Here is a 24,665-nt window from a genome sequence, read left to right on the forward strand (position 1 = left end):
CCGCAGCCTCCACACACTTTCTCCGTCGATCGCGATCGCGTGCCCCGACCGGCCTGGACATGATCTGGGCGGCGCGGGGGGCTGCTGACGCCTCCCGCCATCGGTACACCACCGACATGTGGGGGCACAGTTGCGGAAGACATTCCATCGATCCCTCGCCGCCGGCGCCATCGCGGTCGCGATGGCCGCGGGCGCGGCCGTACCGGCCGTGGCCGCCCCGGACGGACCCCAGGGGGGCATCGACTCCATCACCTCCGAGAGCCCGGGGGTACGCGTCACCCTCATCACCGGCGACCAGGTGGTCGTCGGCCAGGACGGCCGGGTCACCGGGCTGATACGGGCCGAGGGCCGCGCGTCCATACCCGTCCAGCACCTCACCATCGACGGCGACTCCTACGTCATCCCGCAGGACGCCCGGGCCCTGATCCGGGCCGGCAGCCTGGACCAGCGGCTGTTCAACGTCACCCAGCTCGCGACCGACCGCTACCAGCGGGCCGGCGGGCTGCCGCTGATCGTCACCTACGGCGGCGCGGCACGCTCCCAGGACAGCGCCGCCGCCCTGCTGGCCGAGGCCGCGCCGGAGGGCGCGGAGGACAGCACGCCCCTGACGGCCATCAACGGCGAGGCGCTCACCGTCACCGCCGAGGAGACCACCGGGGTCTGGGCCGCGCTCACCCGGAGCGCGGGTGGCGACGACGCCTTCGCCCTGGCCGCCGCGCCCGGCATCACCGCGATCGCGCTGGACGGCGTGGCGCACACGACGCTCGCCGAGTCGGTGCCGCAGATCGGCGCGCCCGAGGCGTGGGAAGCGGGCTACGACGGCGAGGGCGTGACGGTCGCCGTCGTCGACACCGGCGTCAGCGACGCCCACCCCGACCTCGCGGACGGCAAGGTCACCGCCGCCGAGAACTTCTCCGACGCGGCCGACGCCGTGGACCGCGACGGCCACGGCACCCACGTCGCCTCCACCGTCGCCGGAACGGGCGCGCACTCCGGCGGGGCCTACACCGGGGTCGCCCCCGGCGCGGAGATCATCAGCGCCAAGGTGCTGGACGACGACGGCTACGGCTGGGAGTCGGACATCATCGACGGGATGACCTGGGCGGTCGAGCAGGGCGCCGACATCGTCTCCATGAGCCTGGGCGGCTCGGCCGGCCCGGAGATCGACCCGATGGAGGAGGCCGTCAACCAGCTGTCGGCGACCTCGGACGCGCTGTTCGTCATCGCGGCCGGCAACTCCGGGCCGTTCCCCGGCAGCATCGGCACCCCCGGTACGGCGGACGCCGCGCTCACCATCGGCGCCGTCGACAAGTCCGACCAGCTCGCCGACTTCTCCTCGGTCGGCCCGCGCACCCGCGACGGCGCCCTCAAGCCCGATGTCACCGCCCCCGGCGTGGACATCGCCGCCGCCGGTGCCCCCGACGCCGCGATCTGGGAGTACGGCGACCCGGTCGCCGACGGCTACGTCTCGATCTCCGGCACCTCCATGGCCACCCCGCACGCCTCCGGGGCCGCCGCCCTGCTCAAGCAGCGGCACCCCGACTGGACCGGCGAGCAGATCAAGGCCGCCCTCACCGGCTCCACCGTCGGCGGCGAGGGGCTCGCCGCCACTCAGCAGGGCTCCGGACGCATCGACGTACCGGCCGCGCTGGAGACCACCGTCATCGCCGAGACCACCTCGCTCAGCTTCGGCGTCGTGCCCTTCCCGCACGAGGACGCCGACCCGGTGACCCGCGAGCTGACCTACCGCAACCTCGGCGACACCGACGTCACCCTCGACCTCGCCCTCGACACCCTCGGCCCCGACGGCGCCCCGGCCCCCGAGGACTTCTACACCCTCGCCGCCGAGCAGCTGACCGTGCCCGCGGGCGGCACCGCCACCGTCGAGGTCACCGCCCACACCGCGCGCGGCGAGCAGTACGGCATCCACAGCGTGTACCTGACCGCCACCGGTGACGACGGGCAGACCGTGCGCACCGCCGGGGCCGTCGAGCGCGAGGCGGAGAAGTTCGACATCACCCTGGACGTCACCGGCCGCGACGGCGAGGTCGCCGAGTTCTACTTCGGCGACCTGTACGACCTGACCACCGGCGAGTGGCTGGACGTGTACGGCACCACCCGGGTCCCGGAGGGTGAGTACGCGCTCGCCGTCTCGGTGCTCGGCCTGGACGCCGGACAGGAGAACACCAACAGCGTCGACTGGCTGGTGGTCCCCGGTCTGACGGTGACCGAGGACGTCACGGTCACCGCCGACGCCCGTGACGCCGCCGAGGTGGTGTACGCCTCCCCGGACGACGCCGCGCAGCAGTCCGAACTCCTGGCCGGTTTCACGCTGGAGGGCGACGGCTTCGGTCTCGACAGCGCCTGGTCCGCCGCCGGTCTGCCGGAGGGCTTCGGCACCGCGCAGCTGGGCGACCCCGCCGAGGGCACCCTGCTCTCCGGGTTCGCCGGCACCACCTGGGAGCGGGACGACATCCAGTACCAGGGCGCGTACCTCCACGACGAGGGCTTCTTCACCGGCCTGGAGCGGCGGATCAAGCCCGAGGACCTGGCGGAGATCGTCACCCACCAGGGCTCTCCCGTCCCCGGTGACACCGGTGTGCTGTTCACCCGGGCCGCCGTACTGGGCTTCGCCTCCGGTACGGACAAGGAACTGCCCCGCACCACCCGGGTGTTCGTCGAGACGACGGACAGCGACTGGAGCCAGGACCTGTGGGCCACCACGTCGGACAGCTACTTCTCGAGTGAGCCGCGCGGGTACGAGCCCGGCGAGAGCGTGGAGCGCACCTTCAACGTCGGGGTGTTCGGTCCGGTCCTCGACGGCGTGAACGGCGGCCTGGTCCGCGAGGGCGACACCCTGTACGGCGCGCTCATGCCCTTCGCGGACGGCGCCGGTCACGCCGCCGACTCGCCGTACGACGAGGACAACGCCCGCACCGTCCTGTACCGGAACGGCGAGGAGTTCGCCGTCTTCGAGGACCTGCTGGAGTACGCGTCCTTCGAACTGCCGGCCGACGAGGCCGCGTACGAGCTGGTGGCCACCGTCGGCCGTGACACGGCCGTCTTCCCGGTGAGCACCGAGGTCACCGCCTCGTTCACCTTCACCTCGGCGGGCGGCTCGGAGGAGACCGTGCTCCTGCCGGCCTCCGGGGTGCGCTTCTCCCCCGCCCTGGCGCTGGATTCCACCGCCCCGGCCGGGGTGGACGGCTTCGCCGTTCCGCTGGTGATCCAGGGCGCGGCGCTGGACAATGGGGTGGACTCGCTCACCGTCGAGGTGTCCTTCGACAGTGGCGCGAGCTGGTCCGCCGCGCCCGTCGAGGACGGCGCGGCCGCAGTGGACAACCCGGCGGCCGGCGGCTCGGTGTCGCTGCGTGCGACGCTGACGGACGGGGCGGGCAACGTCTCCGTCGTCACCGTCGTCGACGCCTACCGCACCGCCTGAGCCGCGGCAGGACCTGAGCGGCCCGCCCGGCTGGGGGCGGGCCGCTCAGCCGGGCGGGCCGCCGGGGCGGTCCGGCTCAGCCGAAGCGGCCGGAGATGTAGTCCTCGGTGGCGCGCACGGTGGGGTTGGAGAAGATCCGGTCGGTGTCGCCGATCTCGATCAGCTTGCCGGGCTGGCCGACCGCCGCCAGGTTGAAGAACGCGGTGCGGTCCGAGACCCGGGCCGCCTGCTGCATGTTGTGGGTGACGATCACGATGGTGAAGGTCGACTTCAGCTGCCCGATCAGGTCCTCGATGGCCAGGGTGGAGATCGGGTCGAGTGCCGAGCAGGGCTCGTCCATCAGCAGCACCTCGGGTTCGACGGCCGTGGCGCGGGCGATGCACAGCCGCTGCTGCTGGCCGCCGGAGAGGCCGGAGCCGGGCTTGTGCAGCCGGTCCTTGACCTCGTTCCACAGGTTGGCGCCGCGCAGGTTCTTCTCCACGATGTCGTCCAGCTCGGACTTGCGGTACGAGCCGTTCAGCCGCAGCCCGGCCGCGACGTTGTCGTAGATGGACATGGTGGGGAACGGGTTGGGCCGCTGGAAGACCATGCCGACGGTGCGGCGCACCGACACCGGGTCGACGCCCGGCCCGTACAGGTCCTCGTCGTCGAGCAGCACCTTGCCCTCGACCCGGCCGCCGGGGGTGACCTCGTGCATCCGGTTGAGGGTGCGCAGGAAGGTGGACTTGCCGCAGCCGGAGGGGCCGATGAACGCGGTCACCGACATCGGCTCGACGTGCATGGAGATGTCGTCGATCGCCTTGTGGGTGCCGTAGTACGCGGTCAGGCCGGTGACGTCGATGCGCTTGGCCATGGGGGTGTGCCTCCTTGCATGGTGGCCGTCAGCGGCCGGACTTCGGGGCCTTCCAGCGGGCGACGGCCCGGGCGGCCAGATTGAGGATCATGACGAAGGCGATCAGCACCAGGGCGGCGGCCCAGGCCCGGTCGTAGGCGGACTCGGTGCCGAACGCCCACTGTTCGTACACGAACAGCGGCAGCGAGGACTGGGCGCCCTCGAAGGGGTTGCCGTTGATCATGTTGTTGCCGAAGACCAGCAGGATGATCGGCGCGGTCTCGCCGGCGATCCGGGCCAGGGCGAGCATGATGCCGGTGGTGATGCCGCCGATCGCGGTGGGCAGGACCACCTTGAGGATGGTGCGCCACTTGGGGATGCCGAGGGCCAGGGACGCCTCGCGCAGTTCGTTGGGGACGAGCTTGAGCATCTCCTCCGTCGAGCGGACGACGATCGGCATCATCAGGATGGACAGGGCGAGGGCGCCGGCGAAGCCGGAGTAGCCGAAGCCCATCATCATGATCCACATGGAGAGGATGAACAGGCCCGCCACGATGGAGGGGATGCCGGTCATCACGTCCACGAAGAAGGTGATGGCGCGGGCGAGCCGCCCCGAGCCGTACTCGACCAGGTAGACGGCCGTGAGCAGGCCGAGCGGGATGGCGATGACGGAGGCGAGCAGCACCTGCTGGACGGTGCCGAGCAGCGCGTGGTAGATGCCGCCGCCGTCCTGCCAGCTGAGCACGCCGTTCATGGAGTGGGTCAGGAAGTACCAGCTGACGCCGGGGATGCCGCGCGCGATGGTCTCCCACAGCAGGGAGGCCAGCGGGATGACGGCGACCAGGAAGCTGGTCCACACCAGGGAGGCGGCCAGCCGGTCGACGGCCTGCCGGCGGCCCTCGACGGCCGAGGTGAGGGCGAACCCGCCCACGACGAAGACGAGGGCGGCGATCAGGCCCCACTGCATGCGGCTCTCCAGGCCGGCGACCAGGCCGGTGGCGGTGCCGATGGCGGCGGAGCCGAGCAGCAGCGCGCCGCGCGACCAGCCCGGCAGCCGGGGGCGGCGCAGGGTGGTGGGCCGCACCGAGGGCCGGGGCCGCGGCGGTTCTTCGGTCACGGTGGTCTGGCTCATGCGTTGCCCCTCGCGTTCGTTGCCCGGCCCGCGTGGCAACCCGCGGGCCTCGTCGTCGTCTGCGGCACGGCCGCCCGGTGTGTCTGGCTCACAGGGACCCCGAGTACTCCTTGCGGCGCGCGATGATGAGCCGCGCGGCGCCGTTGACCAGCAGGGTGAGGACGAACAGCACCAGGCCGGAGGCGATGAGCGCGTCGCGGCCCATGGAGCCGGCCTCCTTGAACTGGCTGGCGATGTTCTGGGCGAAGGTGCCGCCGCCGGACTCCAGCAGGCTGGCGTTGATGAGGAAGCTGGGCGACAGGACGGTGGCCACGGCCATCGTCTCGCCGAGCGCGCGGCCCAGGCCCAGCATCGAGGCGCTGATGATCCCGGAGCGGCCGAAGGGCAGCACCGTCATGCGGATGACCTCCCAGCGGGTGGCGCCCAGGGCCAGGGCGGCCTCCTCGTGGGCCTTGGGGGTCTGCTTGAAGACCTCCCGGGTGACGCTGGTGATGATCGGCAGGATCATGATGGCCAGCAGGATGCCGACGGTCATCAGGGAACGGGCCGGGGTGCCGTCGTAGGCGAAGATCCCGGTCCAGCCGAAGAACCGGTCGAGCCAGTCGAAGAGGCCGGTCATGTGCGGCACCAGGAAGAGCGCGCCCCACAGGCCGTAGATGATGCTCGGCACGGCGGCCAGCAGGTCCACCACGTAGCCGATGATCCCGGCCAGGCGGCGCGGCGCGTAGTGCGAGATGAACAGCGCGATCCCTATGGCCACCGGGACGGCGAGCGTCATGGCGATCACCGAGGAGACCACGGTGCCGAACAGCAGTACCGCGATGCCGAAGACCGGCGGTGAGGCGTTGGCGTCCCACTGGAAGGTGGTGAGGAAGTTTCCCTCGTTGTGGGCGATGGCGATCGCGGCGCGGATGGTGAGGAAGACGGCGATGGCCGCCATGATCACCAGGAGGGCGATGCCGGAGCCCTTGGAGAGGCCGCTGAAGATCCGGTCACCGAGGCGCACCGTGTTCTTCCGGGGGGCGGTGGCGGGCGTTCCCATGGGTGTTCCGCTCATATCGGCTCGCAGGTACGGACGGCGTCGGCAGCGTTCGGGGCGGGTGGGTGCGTCATGTCAGGACATCCCGGCCACACGGTCGCGCACCTGGTCGATGATCCCGTCCGGGATCGGCGCGTAGTCGATCTCGGCGAGCGCGCCCTGCCCCTCCTCGCCCGCGGCGTAGCCGAGGAAGGCCTTGGTGAGATCCAGCGTGCCCGGGTTGTTGCCCTTGTCGCAGATGATCTCGTAGGTGACGAGCACGATCGGGTAGGCGCCGGGCTCGCGGGTGGCGTAGTCGAGTTCGAGGGCCAGGTCGTCCCCGGTGCCGACGACCTCGCCGGCCGCGATGGCGCTGGAGGCGTTCTCCACGGAGACCCCGACCGGCTCGGGGGCGCCGGTGTCGATGGCGACGGTGCTGATGCCGTTCTGGTGGGCGTAGGACAGTTCGAAGTACGAGATGGCCCCGGGGTTCTGCTGCACCATGCCGACCAGCCCGGAGGAGCCGTCGGCGGCCTGGCCGCCCTTGCCGGTCCAGTTCTTGCCCGGCTCGTACGGCCACTGCTCGGGGGCCGAGCCGTGCAGGTACTGGGTGAGGTTGTCGGTGGTGCCCGAGCCGTCCGAGCGGTGGAACGGGGTGATGGGGAGGTCGGGCAGGTCGGTGCCGGGGTTGAGCGCCGCGATGGCCGGATCGTTCCAGCGGGTGATGCCGGAGTCGAAGATCAGGGCCAGCGTCGGGGCGTCCAGGACGAGGTCGTCCACGCCGGGCAGGTGGTAGCCGATGGCGATGGGGCCCGCGGCCATCGGCAGGTGGATGGCCTGGCCGCCGTCCCGGCACACCGCGCGGGAGTCCGCCAGCTCCTGGTCGCCCAGCAGGGAGTCGGAGCCGGCGAAGGCGGTCCTGCCCTGGAGGAACTCCTGGATGCCGGCGCCCGAGCCGGTCGCCTTGTAGTTGATCTGGCTGTCGTCACAATTGGCCTGGTAGGTGTTCACCCAGACCTCCATGGCGTTGGCCTGCGCGCTGGACCCGGAGGCGAGCAGCGAGCCGGAGGGCGCGCACTCGATGTGGTCCGCGGAGAAGTCCACCGCACCGGGCAGCCCCGAATTGTCGTCGCTACCGCAGGCGGCAGTGAGGAGCAGGGCGCTGGTGACCAGGGCCGCTGCCGCGCCGAGCTTCACTGTCGTTCATTTCCTTCCGGGAGACGTCCGAGACCGAAAGTAAGCAGAGCAGATGAAGCGACTGAAGGTCATAAGTGAACAGAAAATGAACCCCACAGGGCAGCCCGGTGGACCGGACGCCGCCACATGTCACCCGGGCGGTGCACGATACTGCCAGGCAGACGGCACATTCGTTACGCTATACCCATCGGGGGTATACGGCCGCAGGGAAGGACGATCATGACCGCCACCGAGGAGACGACACCCGCCGTTCCGGCCGCGGCGGCCCCCCACGGCCCGCACGGCTACAGCAAGGACAAGGACGCCCACCTCAAACGGCTGCGCCGCATCGAGGGCCAGATCCGCGGCCTCCAGCGCATGGTGGACGAGGACGTCTACTGCATCGACATACTCACCCAGGTCTCCGCCTCCACCAAGGCGCTCCAGTCCTTCGCGCTCCAGCTGCTGGAGGAACACCTGCGGCACTGCGTCGCCCACGCCGCCCAGGAGGGCGGCCCCGAGATCGACGCCAAGGTCGAGGAGGCCACCGCCGCCATCGCCCGCCTGCTGCGCACCTGAGCCCCGGACGGCCGCCGCCGGATCAGCCGACCGCCCCCGTGTAGATGTCCTCCGGCCCCGGCAGGGTCACCGGCACCGGTGTGCCGAAGCCGGAGAACTCCACCGTGGAGGCCACGTCGATCCCCTCGGGACCCGTCTCGCTGCCCAGGCTGAACTGGAGCCGGATCTTGCGCGGCAGCCCGTCCTCCCCCAGATAGGCGTCGAACGGCACCGCCGGGTCCGCCGGCCCGGCCAGCGCCGCCGCCAGCTGCTCCCCGGCCGGGCCCGACGCCTCCCGCGCCGCCACCACCAGATCCGTCACCCCGCGGAAGTGCCGCACCCGCTCCCCGCGCAGCTCCGTCCCCGGCAGCTCCCGCACACTCACCACGCCGCGCAGCAGCTCGGCCGCCAGCAGCGGCTCGGTGGCCCCGTTCGCCACCAGATTGCCGTCCGTCAGCGTGGTGACATCCAGCCGCACCCACTTGTCGGCCGGCACCCCGGCGCCCCGGTTCTTCATGTACAGGGCGCCCGGGGTGAACACCTCCGTCACCGGCGGCACCCGCCCGGCCGGCATCTCCAGCGGCAGCGTCACCCTCAGTTCACCCGAGCGCGCCGCGAAGTCGTAGCCGCCCTCGCCCCTGACCGTCACCCGGGTACCGCCCGAGGTCATCTCCATCGCCGTCGCCACCAGCGAGCTGCCCGCGCCCGCCAGCGCCTCCGGCAGCTGCCGCACCGTCTCCCGCGCCTGCCGCGCCCCGGCGTCTTCCTCCGCCGCCGCACCGGTTCCCGTGCACCCGCTCACCGCGAGCAGCAGGGCGGCCAGCGAGGCGATTCTGCCCACCATGGCCTGCCTAACGAGGGCCCCGCCCACCCGTCACGGGCCGGGCGGACACCCGGTGGTTACCGTGGAGAGGTGCAGGAAGCCAGCGCGGACGTCCCCCCGAGGCACGACGTCACCCTCCAGGAACGCGGACCCTTCATCGCCCCCCGGTGCAGCTGCGGCTGGTACGGGCCGGCCCGCCGCTCCCGGCCCCTGGCCCGGGACGAGGCCGCCGCCCACACGGCAACGGCCCGCCCCGCCTGAGACCAGCGGCGGAGAGGGCCGTGCGGAAGAAGAGACAGGGAAACGATCAGGAGGGGGACTGGGCACCGACTCCGCGCCGGGCCCGCGCCCGGTGCCGGCCGCCGCCGTCCTCGCCGCCCGGCTCACCGCCGTCGACGTGGTCACCCGGCTCCCGCTCCGCCTCCGGCCGGACGTCCTCCCCGGCCGCGACCCAGCCGAACACCCGGGTACCGGCCAGCACCCGCACCAGCGGGGTCAGCGCGTACAGCGCCAGCGGGGACAGCAGCAGCGCCACCGCCGTGGCCAGCGCGAAACCGCCCAGCACGTCCGTGGGGTAGTGCACCCCGGTGAAGACCCGGCCCACGCCCTGCACGATCGCCAGCGCGATCGCGGCGATCCCGATCTTGCGGTGCACCAGCAGCAGCCCCACGGCGATCGCCATGGCCCCGGCCGAGTGATCGCTGACGAACGACCACCCCTCCTTGCCCTGCACCAGCACATGCAGATCCGGATGGTCGATGAACGGTCTGGGGCGGGCCACGAAACTGCTGATCGGCTGGTTGATCAGGTACGAGACACCGGCCGCGCCCAGCGCCCAGGACACCCCGGCCACCGCCTGCGCGGAGCCGGGACGGGAACGCACCAGGAACCAGGTGCCCAGCACCGCCAGCACCAGGCCGATCGCGAAGCCGTACTCCACCAGGAACGTCACGGCGTCGGACACCCAGCCGGGCAGGCTTTCGGCATAGCCGTTGATCTTGTAGAGAAGATCGACATCGATGTCGGGGTTGTCGAGTCCAGCCATGTGCCGTTACGGCCCCTTCATGATGTCGTCGTGGGGTGGGGGGAGGAGCACCCGCGTACCCGTCCAGGAAACGTCATCCGCCGCGCCCGGAGTTCCGATGTCCCCGAAAGACCATCACAGCGTTATCGAAGAGAGACGCCCGTGATGTGACGCAGCGCGACGACCAGACTACTACCCCGCGGTGGGGCGCGTCGCGCCGAAATAATCGGCCGAATCGATGGGGTCGAAGCGGATCACGGCGCCAGTGTACGGGGCGTTGATCATGTACCCCCCGCCCACATAGATCCCCACATGGTGGATGCTGCGGGAATCGGTCAGGTCATTGGCGAAGAACACCAGATCGCCCGGCAGCAGCTCGTCACGCTCCGGATGCGGCCCGGTCGCCCACTGATCGTTGGCGACCCGGGGCAGCTCGATGCCGACCGACTCGTACGCGGCCCGGCTCAGCCCCGAGCAGTCGAACCGCCCCTCGTGCTCGGGCGTGCCGTTGCCGCCCCACAGATACGGGGTGCCGAGCTGGTCCTGCGCGAAGTGCACGGCGCCCGCCGCCAGCTCCGACGGATCCAGCCGCTGCCCGTCCTCCGGCGGCGCGGCGAAGCTCTCCTCGGCGCCCCGGATGATGCGCACATAGTTCTGCGTCTCGGTGTACGGCGGGACGCCGCCGTACTGGATCACCGCGTACGGGCCCGCGTTGTAGGCGGCGAGCATGTTGTCCACCGGGTCGCCGGGCACATCGCGCACATAGGAGGCCAGCGAGCAGTTGTAACTGGCCGCCGACGGGATGGCGTCCTCCGGATCCCACACATCGGCGACCCCGTCCCCGTTGGCGTCCAGCCCGTGCACCGCCCAGGTGCTCGGGATGAACTGCGCTATGCCCTGCGCGGCGGCGTGGCTCTGCGCCCCCGGGTTCCAGCCGCTCTCCTGGTTCAGCTGGGCGGCGAGCAGGGCGGGCGACAGCTCGGGGCAGAGGTTCCCCCACTCCTGCACCAGATCCTCGTACGCGGCGGGCACGGCGTTCTTCGCGAGCTTCCCGCCGTTCTTGCCGGCACCCCCGATGATCCCGGCGGCGGCGGTGTACACGCCCACCACCAGCAGCGCCACGAACAACGCCAGGCCCCCCAGTCCCAGCCCGGCGACCAGCGCCACCTTGCGCATCTCCCACCGCTCCCCTCGATCACCCCAAGTCTGCCCGGCGTTCCCCCGAACACAACAGCCGCGGACCGTACTTCGGACAGTGCGGCGTGGCACAATCGCAAGCGGAACGCGTATCGAACAGCACAGCACGTACTCAAGCCAGTTGGGCGGTGAACCCGGATGTTCCTTGCGGCCGACTCAGAGGACATCACTGAACTCATCGGCGGTATCGCCCCGGACTGGGGGCCGTTCGCCACGGTGGGGGACGAGGCCCGGACGATGATCCAGGTCATCATGGCCCTCGCCATCCTCATCTGCCTCGGCATCGCCATCTGGGGAGCGGCCAAGCAGCGGATCGGCTCCACCGCGATGCGGGACTCCTTCAGCGCGGAACAGGGCAAGGGCCTGATCGTGGCCGGGCTGACCGGGGTGTTCATCATCGGTTCACTCGGCACGCTGTTCACCATCATCTACGGCATGGCGGTCTAGGCACGATGCGGCGCGCGCTGGCGGCGGCGGCGGCGCTGGCCGCCCTCACCACGGCCTGTGCGGGCGGCCCGGCGGCCGACCGGGCCGCGCAGCTCGGCGCGGCCCCCGGGGCGGCGCCCGGGGAGGAGCCCACCGGCCCGGACGGCACGCCGTCCGCCCCGCCGCCCGCGCAGGAGCCCGGGGACACCCCGGCCGACCCGGTCGTCATCGCTCCCGAGCACGGCACGGTGGCCATCGCCGAGACGGTCGCCGAGGACCTCCCGGCCGGTCTGCGCCGCGCCGCCGCGCTGCCCGACGGCACCCTGCTGCTGACCCCCGCCACCGGCGGCACCGTCCACCACCTCGACCCGGCGACCGGGGACCTCACCGTGGCCGGGGAGGTGGAGAGCACCACCGGCGAGCCGACGATCGTGGACATCGCCGCGTCCGACGAGGCGGTGTACATCGCCTACGAGGGCGCGCAGAGCAACCGGATCTCCCGCTACACCTACGACGCGGGCACCCTGCGCCCCACCGGATCCGCCGCCGCCCGCGATCTGCCGCGCGGCGCGGGGCTGATGGCCTTCGGCCCGGACGGCCTGCTGTACACCAGCACGGGACCGGCCGGCGAGATCCTGCGCATCGACCCCGCCCGCCCCGCGGCCACCGCCGCCATCTCCACCGGCCACACCGACCTGCGCGGCCTGGCCTGGGACCCGATGGGCCAGCTGTGGACGATCGACCCGGGCAACGGCGCCACCACCGACGTGCTGCCCATCACCCCCGAGAACCCGCTCCCCCCGGCCGACACCACGGTCCCGGCCACGGAGAACCCCACCGACCTGACCCAGATCGCCGGCTCCCTGTGGATGACCACGGAATCCGGCACCCTGTGGCGCTACCCGCTGCCGAACGCCTCGCCCGAGCCGTTCCTGACCGACGACCTCGGCCCCCTGACGGCGGTGCTGCCCACCCCGGACGGCGAGGACCTGTGGCTGCTGACGGAGACGAGCCTGCTGCGGCTGACCGTCACCTGACGCCGGGCGCCGGCCGGTTCAGCTCGTCCCGGCCTCCTCGGCGCGGGCCCGCGGGGCGCGGGCCCGCCGGGCGGCGGACTCGGGGGCGGTGATCAGGACGACCGCGATGACGCCGAGGGCGAGCACCGCCGCGGTGGGGGCGAGCCAGAGCGGGCCGGCCCCGGCGAGGACGACGCCGCCGAGGCCGGCGCCCAGCGCGGCACCGGCGTGGTTCATCGCCCCGGACAGGCTCAGGGCGATCACCGCGACGTCGCCGCCCGCCACGAACACCCGGTTCTGCTGCGGGACGACCAGCGACAGGGCCGTCATGCCCAGGATGAACAGGACGGCCAGGGTGGGCAGGAGCCAGTGCTGGACGGCGGCGAGGAGCACGGCGTTCAGCGCGACGACGCCGAGACCGGTGACGATCACCGCGACCGCCGCGAAGCGGTCGGCGAACCGGCCGATGAGGCGGGTGCCGGCGAACACCCCGGCGCCGTACAGCAGCAGGGCGAGCACGACGGCCGAGCTGTCGCCCGGCGCGCTGATGCCCACCACCGCCGAGATGTACGAGCCGAGCAGGTACTGCGGGGTGATCAGCAGCGCGCTGACCACGAGCAGCGCCAGGACGGCCGGATTCACCAGCACCGCGAGCCGTTCGCGCAGCGTGGTGGCCGGGAGTCGTACCGAGGGCACGAACAGGCCGGCCAGCACCGCCGCGATCGCGGCCATCGCGGCGATGGTCCACAGCGTGCCGCGCCATCCCCACAACTGGCCGATCAGCAGCCCGATGGGCATGCCGAGGACGGCGGCCAGGCCCGCGCCCGCCGCGACCAGGGCGAAGGCCCGGGATCTGCGGCCGGGCGGGGCGAGGACACCGGCGACGGCGAAGGCGTTGGCCTGGAAGGCGGCCGCGCCGAGCGCGGCGACGACCTGCCCGGTCAGGACGACGCCGTAGCTCGGCCCGGCGGCCTGCAGCACCATGCCGAGCAGGAACACCACCATGCCCGTGCCGATGACGACCCGGCGGTCCAGTTGCCCGGTGAGCGTCGCGATGACCGGCGAACTCACGGCGTAGGTCACGCCGAACGCGGTCATCAGCTGTCCCGCGGCCGCCACGCTCACCGAGAGATCCGCGGCGACCTCGGGCAGCAGCCCCGGCAGGACGAACCCGTCGATGGCGAGCACGAACGCGCCCACCGACAGGATCAGCAGCCGCCAGGTCACGGACCGGTTCACGGGTGGCAGGCCGCGTCGGCGCCGGTGGCGGCGCCCGGGGCGGGGTGGCAGCCGCTGCTCGTGGTGTCGCGGGGCAGCGGCAGGTCGAGCGACGGGTTCCGGTCGAAGAAGCCGACCGGCCGCAGGTGCACCGAGGCGGTGGTCACCGGCATGACGGGCCAGTCCTCGGGGCGGACGACATGGTGGGCGATGAAGGTGTGCCAGACGACGATGTCGGTGTCGCGGACGTTCTTGTCGCCCGCGGTGTAGCGGGGCAGCCCCTCGCCCGGCGGGCTCTGGTAGGGGTAGTCCCCGGCGGCGAAGAGTTCCCCCTCCCGGTAGGGCGTCACCCACAGGTGCCTGGTCGCGAACCGGGCCCGGCCGAGCACGGGGCTGTCGGGGTGGAGCAGGGGCAGCACGCCGTTCTGCGGGACCAGTTGGTAGCCCACCGGTTCGCCATGGGCGTTGCGTACGCTCTCGTTCTGGATCGTCCAGGTGCGCGCGACCGAGGCGTCGGCGACGCGCTGGGCCTCCTGTTCGCGCTCCAGGTACGTGGTGTGCACGGTCCAGGCGTTGCCGAGCGGGTTGTCCGGGCCGAGCGGGGCGGGCCGGGAGTCGCACTCGACGACGGAGTTGCGCTCCCCGTCCACGGCCATGTCGAGCCGGACGTTGAACGCGTGCTGGTGGTGCGGCCCGTAGACGCCGGGCGCGACGACGACGCCCGAGGCGGGGACCTCGCCGGCGGGCACGCCGCCGGTGGAGATGATGCCGGTGAGCTTGACCTCGAACTCCACGCTGCCGTCGGTGTGGAAGTACCAGAAGAACCCGTAGTCGTAGTTCTCCAGGGTGGAGAACGAGGAGACGACCAGGCGCCGGCCGCGGCGGACGTCGGTGGTGGGCTCCCCGGAGTCCTCGCTGGGCCCGGTGTGCTTCCAGGCGATGCCGGTGTCCTCCTCGTGGATGCAGATCGCGTTCTCGATGACGGAGGGTGTGCCGTCCCAGTCGGCGCACACGCCGTCGAGATAGCGGATCTCGCCGAGGCAGTCGCACCCCAGCACCAGCGAGTTGGCGAGTTTGCCCAGCCCCGCCTCGCCCTCGTCGAACACCGCCTTGTTGCGGTGCAGGGGCGCGGGGTCGCCGTAGGGGACCCACATCTCCGAGAGCGAGGCGCGGTGGATGACCGACCGCAGGCGGCCCCCGTCCTCGTAGCCGATCCGGTGGAGCACCAGTCCCTCGCGGTCGTTGAAGCCGACCCGCATCGACCAGTTCTGCCACCGCAGCAGATGGCCCTCCAGGGTGAAGCTGGGGCCGTCGGGCTGGGTGATGTCCAGCCGGCGTACGCCTGCGCGGGTGGCCAGGCGCGGGCCGTGGCGCCCGCCGTCCTCGCCGACCGGCACCCGGGCGACGTCCTCGACCCGCAGGACCTCCGCGGTGTCGAGGTCGGCGGTGACGACCACCCCTTCCACCGGGCGGGCGAACGGGTTGTCCTCCCGGTCGGGGCGGACGAACGTCAGCGCCTTGGTCACCCGGCGGTGTGCGGGGTCGTCGCGCTCGTCGCGGTAGCCCGGCGGCCAGGGGTGGACCTCGATCACGGAGGGGTCGGTCAGGCCGCGGCGGCGCATCGCGGCCCGCCACGCGGGGTCCTTCTTGATGGCGGCGACGACCTCCTCGAAGTCGGCGTCCTGCATCCGGGGACGCTGCCCGGGCCGGTCCACCGTGGAGAGCACGCTGCCGCCGGTCAGCGACACCCGCGCCTCGCGGACCATCCGCTGCTCACGGTCGTAGAGCACGATGTGGGCCTGCCGGTCGGGGACGGCGGCGCCGCGCGCGTACGCTGCGAGCGCCGGTTTGCCCGGCTCGGCCAGCGTGATGGACGAGAAGTGCGTCCGGTCGCCGAACACGGGGTGGGCGCGGACGATCTCGCCGGCCCGGGTGATCTCCTCGGCGGTCAGCGGGTCGAGAGGGTGCTGGGGACGCACGCGGTCACCTTTCCGTGGTCGGGGCGGCGGGTGCCGGGTGCCCGGCGCCGGTCATGCCCAGGCGGCGCATCGCGGTCCCGGTCAGCGCTTCGCGGGCGGCGCGGTTGGCCAGCAGGCAGGTGATCTCGCTCTTGTCGTCGAAGGGCGGCGAGACCTCGACGATGTCCATGCCGACGATGCCGACCTCGGCGGAGAGCCGGCGGACCGCCCGCAGGATCTCGTTGCTGGTCAGCCCGCCGGGTTCCGGGGTGCCGGTGCCCGGGGCGTAGGCGGGGTCCGCGACGTCGATGTCCAGCGACAGATAGAGGTGGTCGGCCTGGTCGAGGGCCTCCTCGACGGCGCGCTGCAGGACGTGGTCGAAGCCGAAGCGCTCGATCTCGGCCATGAAGTGCGTGCGCATGCGCTGCTCCTTCATCCAGTCGAGCGTCTCCGGGTCGGGCCAGTAGCCCCGCAGACCGACCTGGACGAAGTTCGAGCCGGGCACCGCCCCCGACTCGATGAGCTTGCGCATCGGGGTGGCGTGGCTGGCCAGGCTCTGCGGGGCGTCGGCGCCGGTGTCGGCGTGCGCGTCGAAGTGGACGATGCCGACCTTGCCGTACCCCCAGTGGTCGGCGACCGCCGTCGCACAGGGCCAGGTGATCGCGTGGTCGCCGCCGAGGATGAGGGGGATCGCGCCGGCGTCGACGATGGTGCCGACGAACTTGCGGATGCCCTCGAAGGTGACGGGGGTGTTCCCGACGCTGATCGGCGCGTCGCCGTAGTCGCAGCAGTTGAGCACCTCGAACGCGTCCACGCCGGTGTCCAGGCTCAGCTGCGGGCGGCCGTGACCGGCCTGGTGGTCCGCCGAACGGATCACCATCGGGCCGTGGTTGGTGCCGCTGCGGCCGCTGGTGGTGGAGTCCCACGGCACGCCGCACACCGCGACGTCGATCTCGCCGGCCGCCAGATCCTCGGGGGTCAGGCAGACGGGCAGCTTGGCGAAGGTCTGGATGCCCGAGTAGCCGCCCTCGTAGCGCCGGTTGACGTGGATGGGCCCGGGCTTGCGGTCCGTGTTGTAGTCGTCGACGGCCTGGTGTCCTTCGAGGCCCTCGCCCAGCCGCGGTGGCTGCGACCAGAACCCCTCGGGCCACCGCGCGTGGTGGTGCCCGTGGTCGTGGTCGTGCGCGTGCTGGTCGGCGTGGTCGGGGCTGGCGTGGGTGCCGGTCATGAGCGGTCTCCGGGACGGTCGGCGAGGCCATGGTCGAGGGCGTCGGGGTGGAGCCAGTCGCGCTGGGTCAGCCCCAGCCGTCGCATGGCCATCCCGGTCAGCGCGTGGTGCAGGGTGCGGTGGGCCAGCAGCGTGGTGATCTGGCCCGAGTTGTCGTACTGGGGGCTGAGTTCGACGAGTTCGACCCCGGCGAGATCGACCTCGGCGCCGATCCGGCGGACGGCGCGCAGCAGGGCGGTGCTGCGCAGTCCGCCCGGTTCCGGCCTGCCGGTGGCGGGGGCGTACATCGGGTCGGCCACGTCGATGGAGATCGACAGATAGTGGGCGGCGGGCGCTCCGGGAGCGGTGGCCTCGGCGATCACCCGGTCGGTGACGGTGTCGATGCCGTGCTCGTCGACCTCGCTCGCCGGGTGGAGGCGTACCCCGGCCGCGTCCAGCCAGGGCCGCAGTCCGGCGCTGGTGTCGAAGCCGCGGGCGCCGAGCTGGATCACGTGCTCGCCGCGGATCACCCCCGCGTCGACGGCGCGGCGCAGCGCGCTGCGGGCGGTGCCCATCTCCCAGCCCTCCACCGGCTCCATCGCGGTGTGGGCGCCCAGGTGGATGACGCCGACCGTGCCGTGGCCGAGGTGGTCGGCGACGGCGGTCAGACAGGGCCAGGTGATGCCGTGGTCGCCGCCCAGCACCAGCGGGCGGGCGCCGGCCTCGACGATGGTGGTGACGAACTTGCGGATGTCCACGAAGGTTTCCACGGTGTTGCCCGAGGCGGTCGGGGCGTCGCCGTAGTCCGCGCAGCGCAGCACCTTGAAGGGGTCGACCCGGGTGTGCAGGTCGGGCAGGGCGAATTCGAGCGTGGAGTTCATGCCGCTGGTGCGCAGGGCGACGGGGCCGCGCCGGGCGCCGCTGCGTCCGGTGCCGGTGGCGTCCCAGGGCACCCCGCAGGCGGCGATGTCGATCCGGCCGGCCACGAGGTCATCGGGGGTCAGGCAGAGCGGGAGCCCCATGTAGCTCTGCACGCCCGACCGGCCGTACTCGTAGGCCCGTTGCACGTAGATGGGCCCGGCCGGGCGGTCCTGGTTGTAGTGGTCGACCGCGCCGTGATCCTCGGTTCCCGTGCCGAGGTGCGGCCGGGCGGCCCGCATCGAGGCGCCCCATGCGGGCGCTCCGTGCTCCGTCATGCCGGGGCCGGACCCGGCCGGGCCCCGGGGGCGGCACCGCCGGGGCGTAACACGGCGTGCGGGGGCCGCGCGGTGTACGCGCCCGCCGTGCTGCCCCGGGCGGCGTCGTGCGGCGCCGGCCGAATCGCTGTGAATACTCGCCGGTATGGGTGCGGGAAGGTCGACTGAGAAGGAGTCACATACTGAACACGCAGCGGCGGCCGCGTACGGTTCACCGGCCCACCGCGCCGGCTCCGCACCCCGAGCGGCCGCATTCTTTCGCGGAACTAGATTTCTCTCCGAATGAACCATCGCGGCGGTCCGCGCCGTGTTCTCGGTAGAGGCAGCGACACCCACAGCGCCGTCGCACCTCCCCGTCCACCGGGACGGATGTGCGGCACCACCTGGTGTTCGCTCCCCGTTGTGAGCCGGCGTCCGCGTGTTCCGCACCGCGGCGACCTCTGAAAAGCGCCACAGATCACGGTGAATTCCGCGCCGGCTCGGCGATGTCCCTACGCAGGCACCCTGGAGGGGCCGGATGTTTCTTTTCAGGCGATTACTGGTGCCTGACGGAACCACGTGGGAAACCGATCAGATCATCACGCGCGTGCGTTCCGAGGCCGATTCTCTGGCCCGCCGGGGAATCGGGCCGGGCTCGCGGGTGATGCTGTCGGGGCCCAATACGCCGGAATGGGTCGTGGCCCTGCTGGCCCTCGCCCACCTGGACGCCTCGGTGGTGCTGTGCGACCACCGCGCCACGGCGGCGCACCGCGCCTCGGTCCGGGACCGCGCCCGGGTCGTGCTGGAGATCGACGGCGCCTCGGCACCGCCCGGTGCCGTCCCGGAGCCGGGCGGCCCGCCCGGCGGGATACCGGATCTCACCGCCTGGTCGCGCCGGCGGGACGCGGTCATCTCGTGGTCCTCGGGCACCACCGGCGCCCCGAAGGGCATCGTGCGCTCCGGGCGATCGATCCTGGACAACCTCGCCCTCAGCGCCGAGCGGATGGGCTACCGCACCGACGACGTGCTGCTGCCGGTCCTGCCCTACTCCCACCAGTACGGCCTGTCGCTGGTGCTGTGCTGGTGGCTGCGCGGCGGCACGCTGGTGGTCTACGGGCCGGCGGCCCGGCTGGACCGGGCGCTGGAGGCCGGCGCGGCGCACGGCCTCTCGATCGTCGACGCCACCCCGCCGACCTATCACAGCCTGCTCAGCCTGTTCGACAGCCGGCCCGCGCTCCGGGACACGCTGAGCGGGGTCCGCGCCTGGTGCGTCGGGGGCGCCCCGCTCGGCCGGTCGCTGGCCGAGCGCTTCGCGGCGGTCACCGGCCGGCCGCTGCTCGACGGCTACGGGGCGACCGAGGTCGGCAACATCGCGCTGGCCCCGCCGTCCGATCCCGTCCGGTGCGGCACCCCGCTGCCCGGCGTGGTCGTCGAGGTCCACGACGAGGCCGGCCGGCCGCTGCCGCCCGGGCAGCTCGGCGAACTCGTCGTGCGCAGCCCGGGGCTGATGACCGGTCACCTCGGCGAGGACGGCGGGATCGTCCCGGTGCCCGGCCCCGTGCACCGCACCGGTGACATCGGCCTGATCGACGCCGCGGGCCGGGTGGCCCCGATCGGCCGCAAACGCGCCGTGCACCGCGACGGCCACACCCTCTACCCCGACCACCTCGCCGAGCTGGCCGAGGCGGCCGGAGCCCCGACCCAGGTCGTCGCGCTGGCGGACGAGCGCCGCGGCGTCCGCCTGGTCTTCGTGGTGGCCGACCCGCGCGGCCGCGACCGCGCGCACTGGAAGCGGGCGTTCCGCGCGGTGCTCGCCCGCTACGAGCGGCCCGACGACGTCCTCGTGGTCCGCGAGTTCCCCCTGAACAGCACCGGAAAGCCCGACCCCGCCGCACTGGAGTCCCTTGCCATGACCTTACCGCCCACCTCCGCCGGCCCGGCCGGTGACGAGACCCCCGCGTCCCGCACCGCGCCGGAGACCATCCCCTTCCCGGAGCGCCTGGAGGCGCTGCGCGCGGTCCGCCGCTGGGTGCACGACCACCGGGACGCCGTGCTGGAGATCCTCACCGAGGTCTCGCCCCACCGCACCGCCGTCTCGGAACTGGAGGCGTTCCTGGCCACCCTCGACGGGGCCGAGGAGGAGATCCGCCACTTCCGGCCCGGCCGGGTGCCCCGCGCGGCGGTGTTCATGCCGTCGAACATCCCGCTGTACGCGTACGCGCTCTACCTCCTGGTGGCCTCGCTCTACACCGACACCGTCAGCTTCCGGCCGTCCTCGCAGATCGGGAGCCAGGCGCGGCGGCTGCACGCCCTGCTCGCCCCGGTGCACGGCCTGCCGATCGAGCTGTCCGACCTGTCCCAGCGCACGTTCGTCTCCGGGCCGGTCCGTGAGGCCGACCTCATCGTGTTCACCGGCAGTTACGCCAACGCCGAGACGGTGCGCGAGGAACTGACCGCCGACCAGTTGTTCCTGTTCTTCGGCCAGGGCCTCAACCCGTTCGTCGTCGCGCCCGACGCCGACCTCGACCACGCCGTCCGCGACCTGGTGACCATCCGGCTCTACAACTCCGGGCAGGACTGCTACGGCCCCGACGTCGTCTTCGTCCCCGAGCAGCGCTCGCGCGCGTTCACCGATCTGCTCTCGGCCCGGCTCTCCGCCCTGCGCTACGGCCCCAACACCGACCCCGGCAGCGACTACGGGCCGATGTACTACGACGCCGCCCTCGCCCAGTGCTCGGAGTACCTGCTGCGGCACGCGGACCGCATCCGGCAGGGCGGCCGGATCGACCTGCGCACCCGGCGCGTCGAGCCGACCGTCCTCACCTGGGACTTCGAGGACCGGATGCCCCTGGAGGAGATGTTCGCGCCGGTGTTCAACGTCGTCACCTATCCCGACGAGGCCCGGCTGTGCGAGCGGCTGTCCAGCCCCTACTTCGGCGAACGCGCGCTGGGCGCCATGGTGTACGGGACCGCCCCGCAGGCGGTGGAGGTGCTGTCCAGGCGGCACCGGGTCTGCGTCGACCAGACCCTGCTGGACGCCGAGAACGGCAACAGGCCGTTCGGAGGGCTCGGCATGATGGCGAACTACCTCTCCGTCGGCGGCCGGCGGCGCTCCGAACCGCTGCTCATGTCCAAGACGGCGGCCGAGTACCTGCCCTCCGCCGGCCCGGTCGCGGCGGGCCGGCCGTGACCGGCGACGGGGCGCGGTACGACGGCGCCTGGCCCGCGGTCGTCGACCTGCTGGTGCGGTCCGGCGTGGACACCTGCTTCGGGCTGCCGGGCGACGACATGGAGCTGCTGCGCGCCCTCGACGCCGCGGGCGTGGACGTCGTGCCGTGCCGCGACCAGCGCAACGCGGTGTACATGGCGACCGGTTACGCCCTCCAGTCCGGCCGGCCCGCGGTGTGCGCGCTGGGCAAGGGCCCGGCCGTCACGCACGCCGCGACCGGGCTGCTGGAGGCGCGGGAGTCCGGGGCGCCGGTGCTGCTGCTCGCCGCCGGCACCCCGGAACGCGGCCGGGGCAGCGGCGGGTTCCAGGAACTCGACCAGGTCGCGGCGGTGGCCCCGCTGGTCCGGTGGGCCCACCGGGTGGCCCACCCCGACCGGGTCGTCCCCGCCGCCGCCAAGGCACTCGCCCTGACCACGGGGCCCCCGCCGGGGCCGGTCTACCTGGAGGTCGCCGACGACGTCCGCACCGCGCGGATCGTACGGACCGGCCCGTGGCCGAGCCTGCCCGAACCGCTGGAGGACGCCTCCTCCCCGCTCCCCGGCGGCCCGACCACGGCCACGCTCCTCGCGAGCCGGCGCCCGGTGGTGCTGGTCGGGGGCGGGATGCGCCACCGCAACGCGGACGGGGCGGTCGAGCGGTTCGCCGGACGCCTGGACGCGGCCCTGTTCACCACCGCCTCCGGCCGGGGCGCCGTCGACGAACGCCACCCGCTGTTCTGCGGCGTGGCCGGCCTCTACGCCTCGGCGCCCGCCCGTCAGCTCTTCGCCACCTGCGACCTGGTGATCTCCCTGGCCGGCCGGCTGGAGGAGACCGTCACCGAGGGCGGCACGCCGTGGCCACCGGTGCCGGTCCTCCAGGTCAACATCGACCCGGCCGGTCTGTCGGCCGAGTTCCCGGGACCGCGCGTGCTCGGCGACGCACGCCGCGCCGTACTCGCCTGGTCGCGGGCGCTGAGCGACGCGCACGCGGAAGGGCTCAGGGGCCACACCGAGCCGTGGGCGCGGGAGATCGCCGTCGCCCGCAAGGCCATGGCCGCCGAGGCCGACGACGAACGCGCGCGGGCCGCCGGGCTGCCGGGGATCCGCATCGCCGAACTGCTGGCCGCGCTGGACGCCACCGCGAGCGGGCCCCGGGTGCTGGTGGCCGAGAACGGCCTCCAGGACATGTGGTCCTACTGCTACCCCTTCCACACCGGCGGCGGCTCGGTCGTGCCCTCCGAACAGACCCCGCTGGGCTTCGGCGCGGCCGCGGCGATCGGGGTCAAGCGCGCCGCCCCCGACCACGAGGTGACCGCGTTCATCGGCGACGGCGCCTTCGTCGCGGCGCGCGGCGACATCGCGGCGACGGCGGGCTCCCACGGCGGGGTGCTCTACGTCGTGCTGTGCAACGGCGGTTACGGGTGGCTGGACGCCCAGCGCGCCCGGCTCGGCCTGGACGCGGACCGCTACGCCTTCGCCCGGCCCGGCACGCCGCCGCCCGCGTTCGACGAGGCGGGCATCCACCACCGGGTGCTGCGCGACAAGGACACGCTGACCGACGAACTGCGCACCGCGCGGGAGGTCTGCGCACGGGGCGGCACGGCCGTCCTCATGGTGCCGGTCGATCCCGGCGACATTCCCCCGCCCATCCGCGACGCGGAGGTGATCCCGCAGTGAGCACCACTCCCCGCAAGGTCGTCGTCACCGGATACGGCGCCGTGACCCCGCTCGGCCACACCGCTGCCGCCACCTGGGAGGCGATGCTGGCCGGCCGCAGCGGCATCGACACGCTGGAGGGCATGGACCTGACCGGGCTCCCGGCGCGCATCGGCGGCCAGGTCCGCGGCTTCGACGCGGCCCGTCACATGCCCTCTCCGGTCCGGCGGCGCACCGACCCCTACGCCCAGTACGCCCTGGCGGCGGCGCTGGAGGCGAGCGAGCACGCCAAGCTCGTCGTCGACGAGGACACCGCCCCGCGGGTCGCCGTCGTCATCGGCAGCGGCTACGGCCCGGTCGCCTCCTTCGCCCGCTCGGTGAACACACTGCGCGACCGGGGCACGGCGGCGATCAGCCCGTTCACCCCGATCACCACCGCCATCGACGGCGCCGCCGGGGAGATCAGCATGCGGCTGGGCGCGCAGGGCCCGAGCCGGGCCCAGAGCACGGCGTGCGCGAGCGGTTCCGACGCGGTGGGCGCCGCCCTGCGGATGATCCGCGCGGGGGACGCCGACACGGTCGTGGCCGGGGGAGCCGACGCCTGTGTCACCAGGATCGACCTCGCGGGCAGCGGCAACGCCCGCGCCCTCTCCACCCGCAACGACGACCCGGCCGCGGCCTGCCGCCCCTTCGACGCCGACCGCGACGGGTTCGTGATGAGCGAGGGCGCCGCCGTGGTCGTGCTGGAGGCGGCCGAGACCGCCGCGGCCCGGGGCGCGGCGGTGCTCGCCGAACTCGCCGGCTACGGCGCGAGTTCCGACGCCCACCACTGGACCGCGCCGCATCCGCGGGGCCGGGGCGCGCGGCTGGCGGTCGAGGCCGCGCTGCGCGACGCCGGGGTGGCGCCGGACGAGGTGGACTACGTCAACGCCCACGGCACCGGGACCGTCCTGAACGACGCCGTCGAGACGGCGGTCCTGCGCGAGGTCCTCGGCGAGCGGATCACCCGGATCCCGGTCAGCTCCACCAAGTCGATGACCGGGCACATGATCGGGGCGGCCGGGGCGGTGGAACTGGTCGCCGCGATCCAGGCGCTGCGCACCGGCACCGTGCCCCCCACGGTGAACTGCCACCGGCCGATCGACCCGGAGATCAACTTCGTGCCGCACCGGGCGCAGGCCCACGACGGCCTGCGGGTGGCCCTCAGCAACTCCTTCGGCTTCGGCGGGCACAACGCGGCCCTCGTCGTCCGGACGGATCCGGACGCGCGGTGACCCGGGCGCACGCCCCGGCCCTTCCGTGACCCACGACGCGCATCAGGCACCTTCAGGAAAGGACACAGCAGATGGCGACGAACGAGGAAATCCTGGCCGACCTCCGCGACATCGTCGCGGAGATCGCCGATGTGGTGGCGGCTGACGTGACCTTGGAGAAGTCCTTCGTGGACGACCTGGACATCGACTCGCTGTCGTTGCTGGAGATCGTGGTCCAGGCCGAGGACCGGTTCGGGGTCAAGATCCCGGACGACGAGATGACCGGCACGGTCGACGACGCGGTCCGCTACATCGCGGCCCACCAGAGCCGACCTCCGCGGGTACCC

The 24,665-nt window shown here is 72.9% G+C and carries 20 protein-coding genes; 9 read left to right on the forward strand and 11 right to left on the reverse strand.

Annotation, left to right across the window (positions count from 1 at the left end; genetic code table 11):
• Window positions 1–130 precede the first annotated feature (130 nt).
• A complete protein-coding gene (locus ACFV5N_RS01335; RefSeq protein WP_385592450.1) occupies window positions 131–3,442 on the forward strand; it encodes a S8 family serine peptidase in 3,312 nt (1,103 codons plus the stop codon).
• A 76-nt stretch (window positions 3,443–3,518) separates the two neighbouring features.
• Here ACFV5N_RS01335 and pstB read toward each other — a convergent pair whose 3' ends face one another.
• The 4 genes from pstB to pstS form a co-directional block, all read right to left on the reverse strand.
• Window positions 3,519–4,295: a phosphate ABC transporter ATP-binding protein PstB gene (gene pstB / locus ACFV5N_RS01340; protein WP_375062749.1), complete on the reverse strand. Its 777-nt coding sequence runs from the start codon at window positions 4,293–4,295 to the stop codon at window positions 3,519–3,521.
• A 28-nt stretch (window positions 4,296–4,323) separates the two neighbouring features.
• A complete protein-coding gene (gene pstA / locus ACFV5N_RS01345; RefSeq protein ID WP_385592452.1) occupies window positions 4,324–5,406 on the reverse strand; it encodes a phosphate ABC transporter permease PstA in 1,083 nt (360 codons plus the stop codon).
• An 88-nt stretch (window positions 5,407–5,494) separates the two neighbouring features.
• The gene (gene pstC / locus ACFV5N_RS01350; RefSeq protein ID WP_385592454.1) at window positions 5,495–6,448 is read right to left on the reverse strand and encodes a phosphate ABC transporter permease subunit PstC; all 954 of its coding nucleotides are present in this window, start codon (window positions 6,446–6,448) and stop codon (window positions 5,495–5,497) included.
• 72 nt (window positions 6,449–6,520) lie between these two features.
• Window positions 6,521–7,621: a phosphate ABC transporter substrate-binding protein PstS gene (gene pstS, locus ACFV5N_RS01355; RefSeq protein WP_385592456.1), complete on the reverse strand. Its 1,101-nt coding sequence runs from the start codon at window positions 7,619–7,621 to the stop codon at window positions 6,521–6,523.
• A gap of 219 nt (window positions 7,622–7,840) precedes the next feature.
• On the opposite strand from pstS, the gene ACFV5N_RS01360 reads away from it, so the two are divergent.
• Window positions 7,841–8,179 carry a metal-sensitive transcriptional regulator gene (locus tag ACFV5N_RS01360; protein WP_385592458.1) on the forward strand — a complete coding sequence of 113 codons (339 nt, stop codon included), beginning with the start codon at window positions 7,841–7,843 and terminating at the stop codon, window positions 8,177–8,179.
• A 22-nt stretch (window positions 8,180–8,201) separates the two neighbouring features.
• Here the strand turns inward: ACFV5N_RS01360 and ACFV5N_RS01365 are convergent, their stop codons facing one another.
• Window positions 8,202–9,002: a hypothetical protein gene (locus tag ACFV5N_RS01365; RefSeq protein WP_385592460.1), complete on the reverse strand. Its 801-nt coding sequence runs from the start codon at window positions 9,000–9,002 to the stop codon at window positions 8,202–8,204.
• Between the two features lie 69 nt (window positions 9,003–9,071).
• Here ACFV5N_RS01365 and ACFV5N_RS01370 point away from each other — a divergent pair, with 69 nt between their 5' ends.
• Entirely contained in the window at window positions 9,072–9,242 is a 171-nt protein-coding gene (locus tag ACFV5N_RS01370) for a hypothetical protein (protein WP_019431844.1), read from the forward strand.
• Between the two features lie 46 nt (window positions 9,243–9,288).
• Here the strand turns inward: ACFV5N_RS01370 and ACFV5N_RS01375 are convergent, their stop codons facing one another.
• Together ACFV5N_RS01375 and ACFV5N_RS01380 are read right to left on the reverse strand one after the other, a co-directional pair.
• Window positions 9,289–10,026: a phosphatase PAP2 family protein gene (locus tag ACFV5N_RS01375; protein WP_385592462.1), complete on the reverse strand. Its 738-nt coding sequence runs from the start codon at window positions 10,024–10,026 to the stop codon at window positions 9,289–9,291.
• 171 nt (window positions 10,027–10,197) lie between these two features.
• Window positions 10,198–11,181 carry an NlpC/P60 family protein gene (locus tag ACFV5N_RS01380; protein WP_385592464.1) on the reverse strand — a complete coding sequence of 328 codons (984 nt, stop codon included), beginning with the start codon at window positions 11,179–11,181 and terminating at the stop codon, window positions 10,198–10,200.
• Window positions 11,182–11,340: 159 nt separating this feature from the next.
• Between ACFV5N_RS01380 and ACFV5N_RS01385 the strand changes: the two genes are divergently transcribed.
• Window positions 11,341–11,649 carry a hypothetical protein gene (locus tag ACFV5N_RS01385; protein WP_019431847.1) on the forward strand — a complete coding sequence of 103 codons (309 nt, stop codon included), beginning with the start codon at window positions 11,341–11,343 and terminating at the stop codon, window positions 11,647–11,649.
• Window positions 11,650–11,654: 5 nt separating this feature from the next.
• Window positions 11,655–12,665, forward strand: a complete 1,011-nt coding sequence (locus ACFV5N_RS01390; RefSeq protein WP_385592466.1) for a PQQ-dependent sugar dehydrogenase — start codon at window positions 11,655–11,657, stop codon at window positions 12,663–12,665.
• An 18-nt stretch (window positions 12,666–12,683) separates the two neighbouring features.
• On the opposite strand, the gene ACFV5N_RS01395 is transcribed toward ACFV5N_RS01390, so the two are convergent.
• From ACFV5N_RS01395 to ACFV5N_RS01410, 4 genes are read right to left on the reverse strand one after another with little or no spacing between them, the layout of a single operon-like run.
• Complete coding sequence (locus tag ACFV5N_RS01395) at window positions 12,684–13,883, reverse strand: MFS transporter (protein ID WP_385592468.1); 1,200 nt, start codon at window positions 13,881–13,883, stop codon at window positions 12,684–12,686.
• Entirely contained in the window at window positions 13,880–15,841 is a 1,962-nt protein-coding gene (locus tag ACFV5N_RS01400; RefSeq protein ID WP_385592470.1) for a primary-amine oxidase, read from the reverse strand. Before ACFV5N_RS01400 ends, ACFV5N_RS01395 begins: the two co-directional genes overlap by 4 nt.
• Before the next feature lie 4 nt (window positions 15,842–15,845).
• Complete coding sequence (gene speB / locus ACFV5N_RS01405; protein ID WP_385592472.1) at window positions 15,846–17,048, reverse strand: agmatinase; 1,203 nt, start codon at window positions 17,046–17,048, stop codon at window positions 15,846–15,848.
• Window positions 17,045–18,223 carry an agmatinase family protein gene (locus tag ACFV5N_RS01410; RefSeq protein ID WP_385592474.1) on the reverse strand — a complete coding sequence of 393 codons (1,179 nt, stop codon included), beginning with the start codon at window positions 18,221–18,223 and terminating at the stop codon, window positions 17,045–17,047. Before ACFV5N_RS01410 ends, speB begins: the two co-directional genes overlap by 4 nt.
• Before the next feature lie 517 nt (window positions 18,224–18,740).
• On the opposite strand from ACFV5N_RS01410, the gene ACFV5N_RS01415 reads away from it, so the two are divergent.
• The 4 genes from ACFV5N_RS01415 to ACFV5N_RS01430 all read left to right on the forward strand — a co-directional run.
• Entirely contained in the window at window positions 18,741–21,392 is a 2,652-nt protein-coding gene (locus ACFV5N_RS01415) for an aldehyde dehydrogenase family protein (RefSeq protein WP_385592476.1), read from the forward strand.
• Window positions 21,389–23,086 carry a thiamine pyrophosphate-binding protein gene (locus ACFV5N_RS01420; RefSeq protein ID WP_385592478.1) on the forward strand — a complete coding sequence of 566 codons (1,698 nt, stop codon included), beginning with the start codon at window positions 21,389–21,391 and terminating at the stop codon, window positions 23,084–23,086. Before ACFV5N_RS01415 ends, ACFV5N_RS01420 begins: the two co-directional genes overlap by 4 nt.
• Window positions 23,083–24,339, forward strand: a complete 1,257-nt coding sequence (fabF, locus tag ACFV5N_RS01425) for a beta-ketoacyl-ACP synthase II (protein WP_385592480.1) — start codon at window positions 23,083–23,085, stop codon at window positions 24,337–24,339. The genes ACFV5N_RS01420 and fabF overlap by 4 nt, the downstream gene beginning before the upstream one ends.
• Window positions 24,340–24,410: 71 nt before the next feature.
• Window positions 24,411–24,665, forward strand: a 255-nt coding sequence (locus tag ACFV5N_RS01430) for an acyl carrier protein (protein WP_385592482.1), incomplete at its 3' end; no start/stop codon positions are given.

The sequence above is a fragment of the Streptomyces sp. NPDC059853 genome (assembly GCF_042731495.1).
GTDB lineage: Bacteria > Actinomycetota > Actinomycetes > Streptomycetales > Streptomycetaceae > Streptomyces.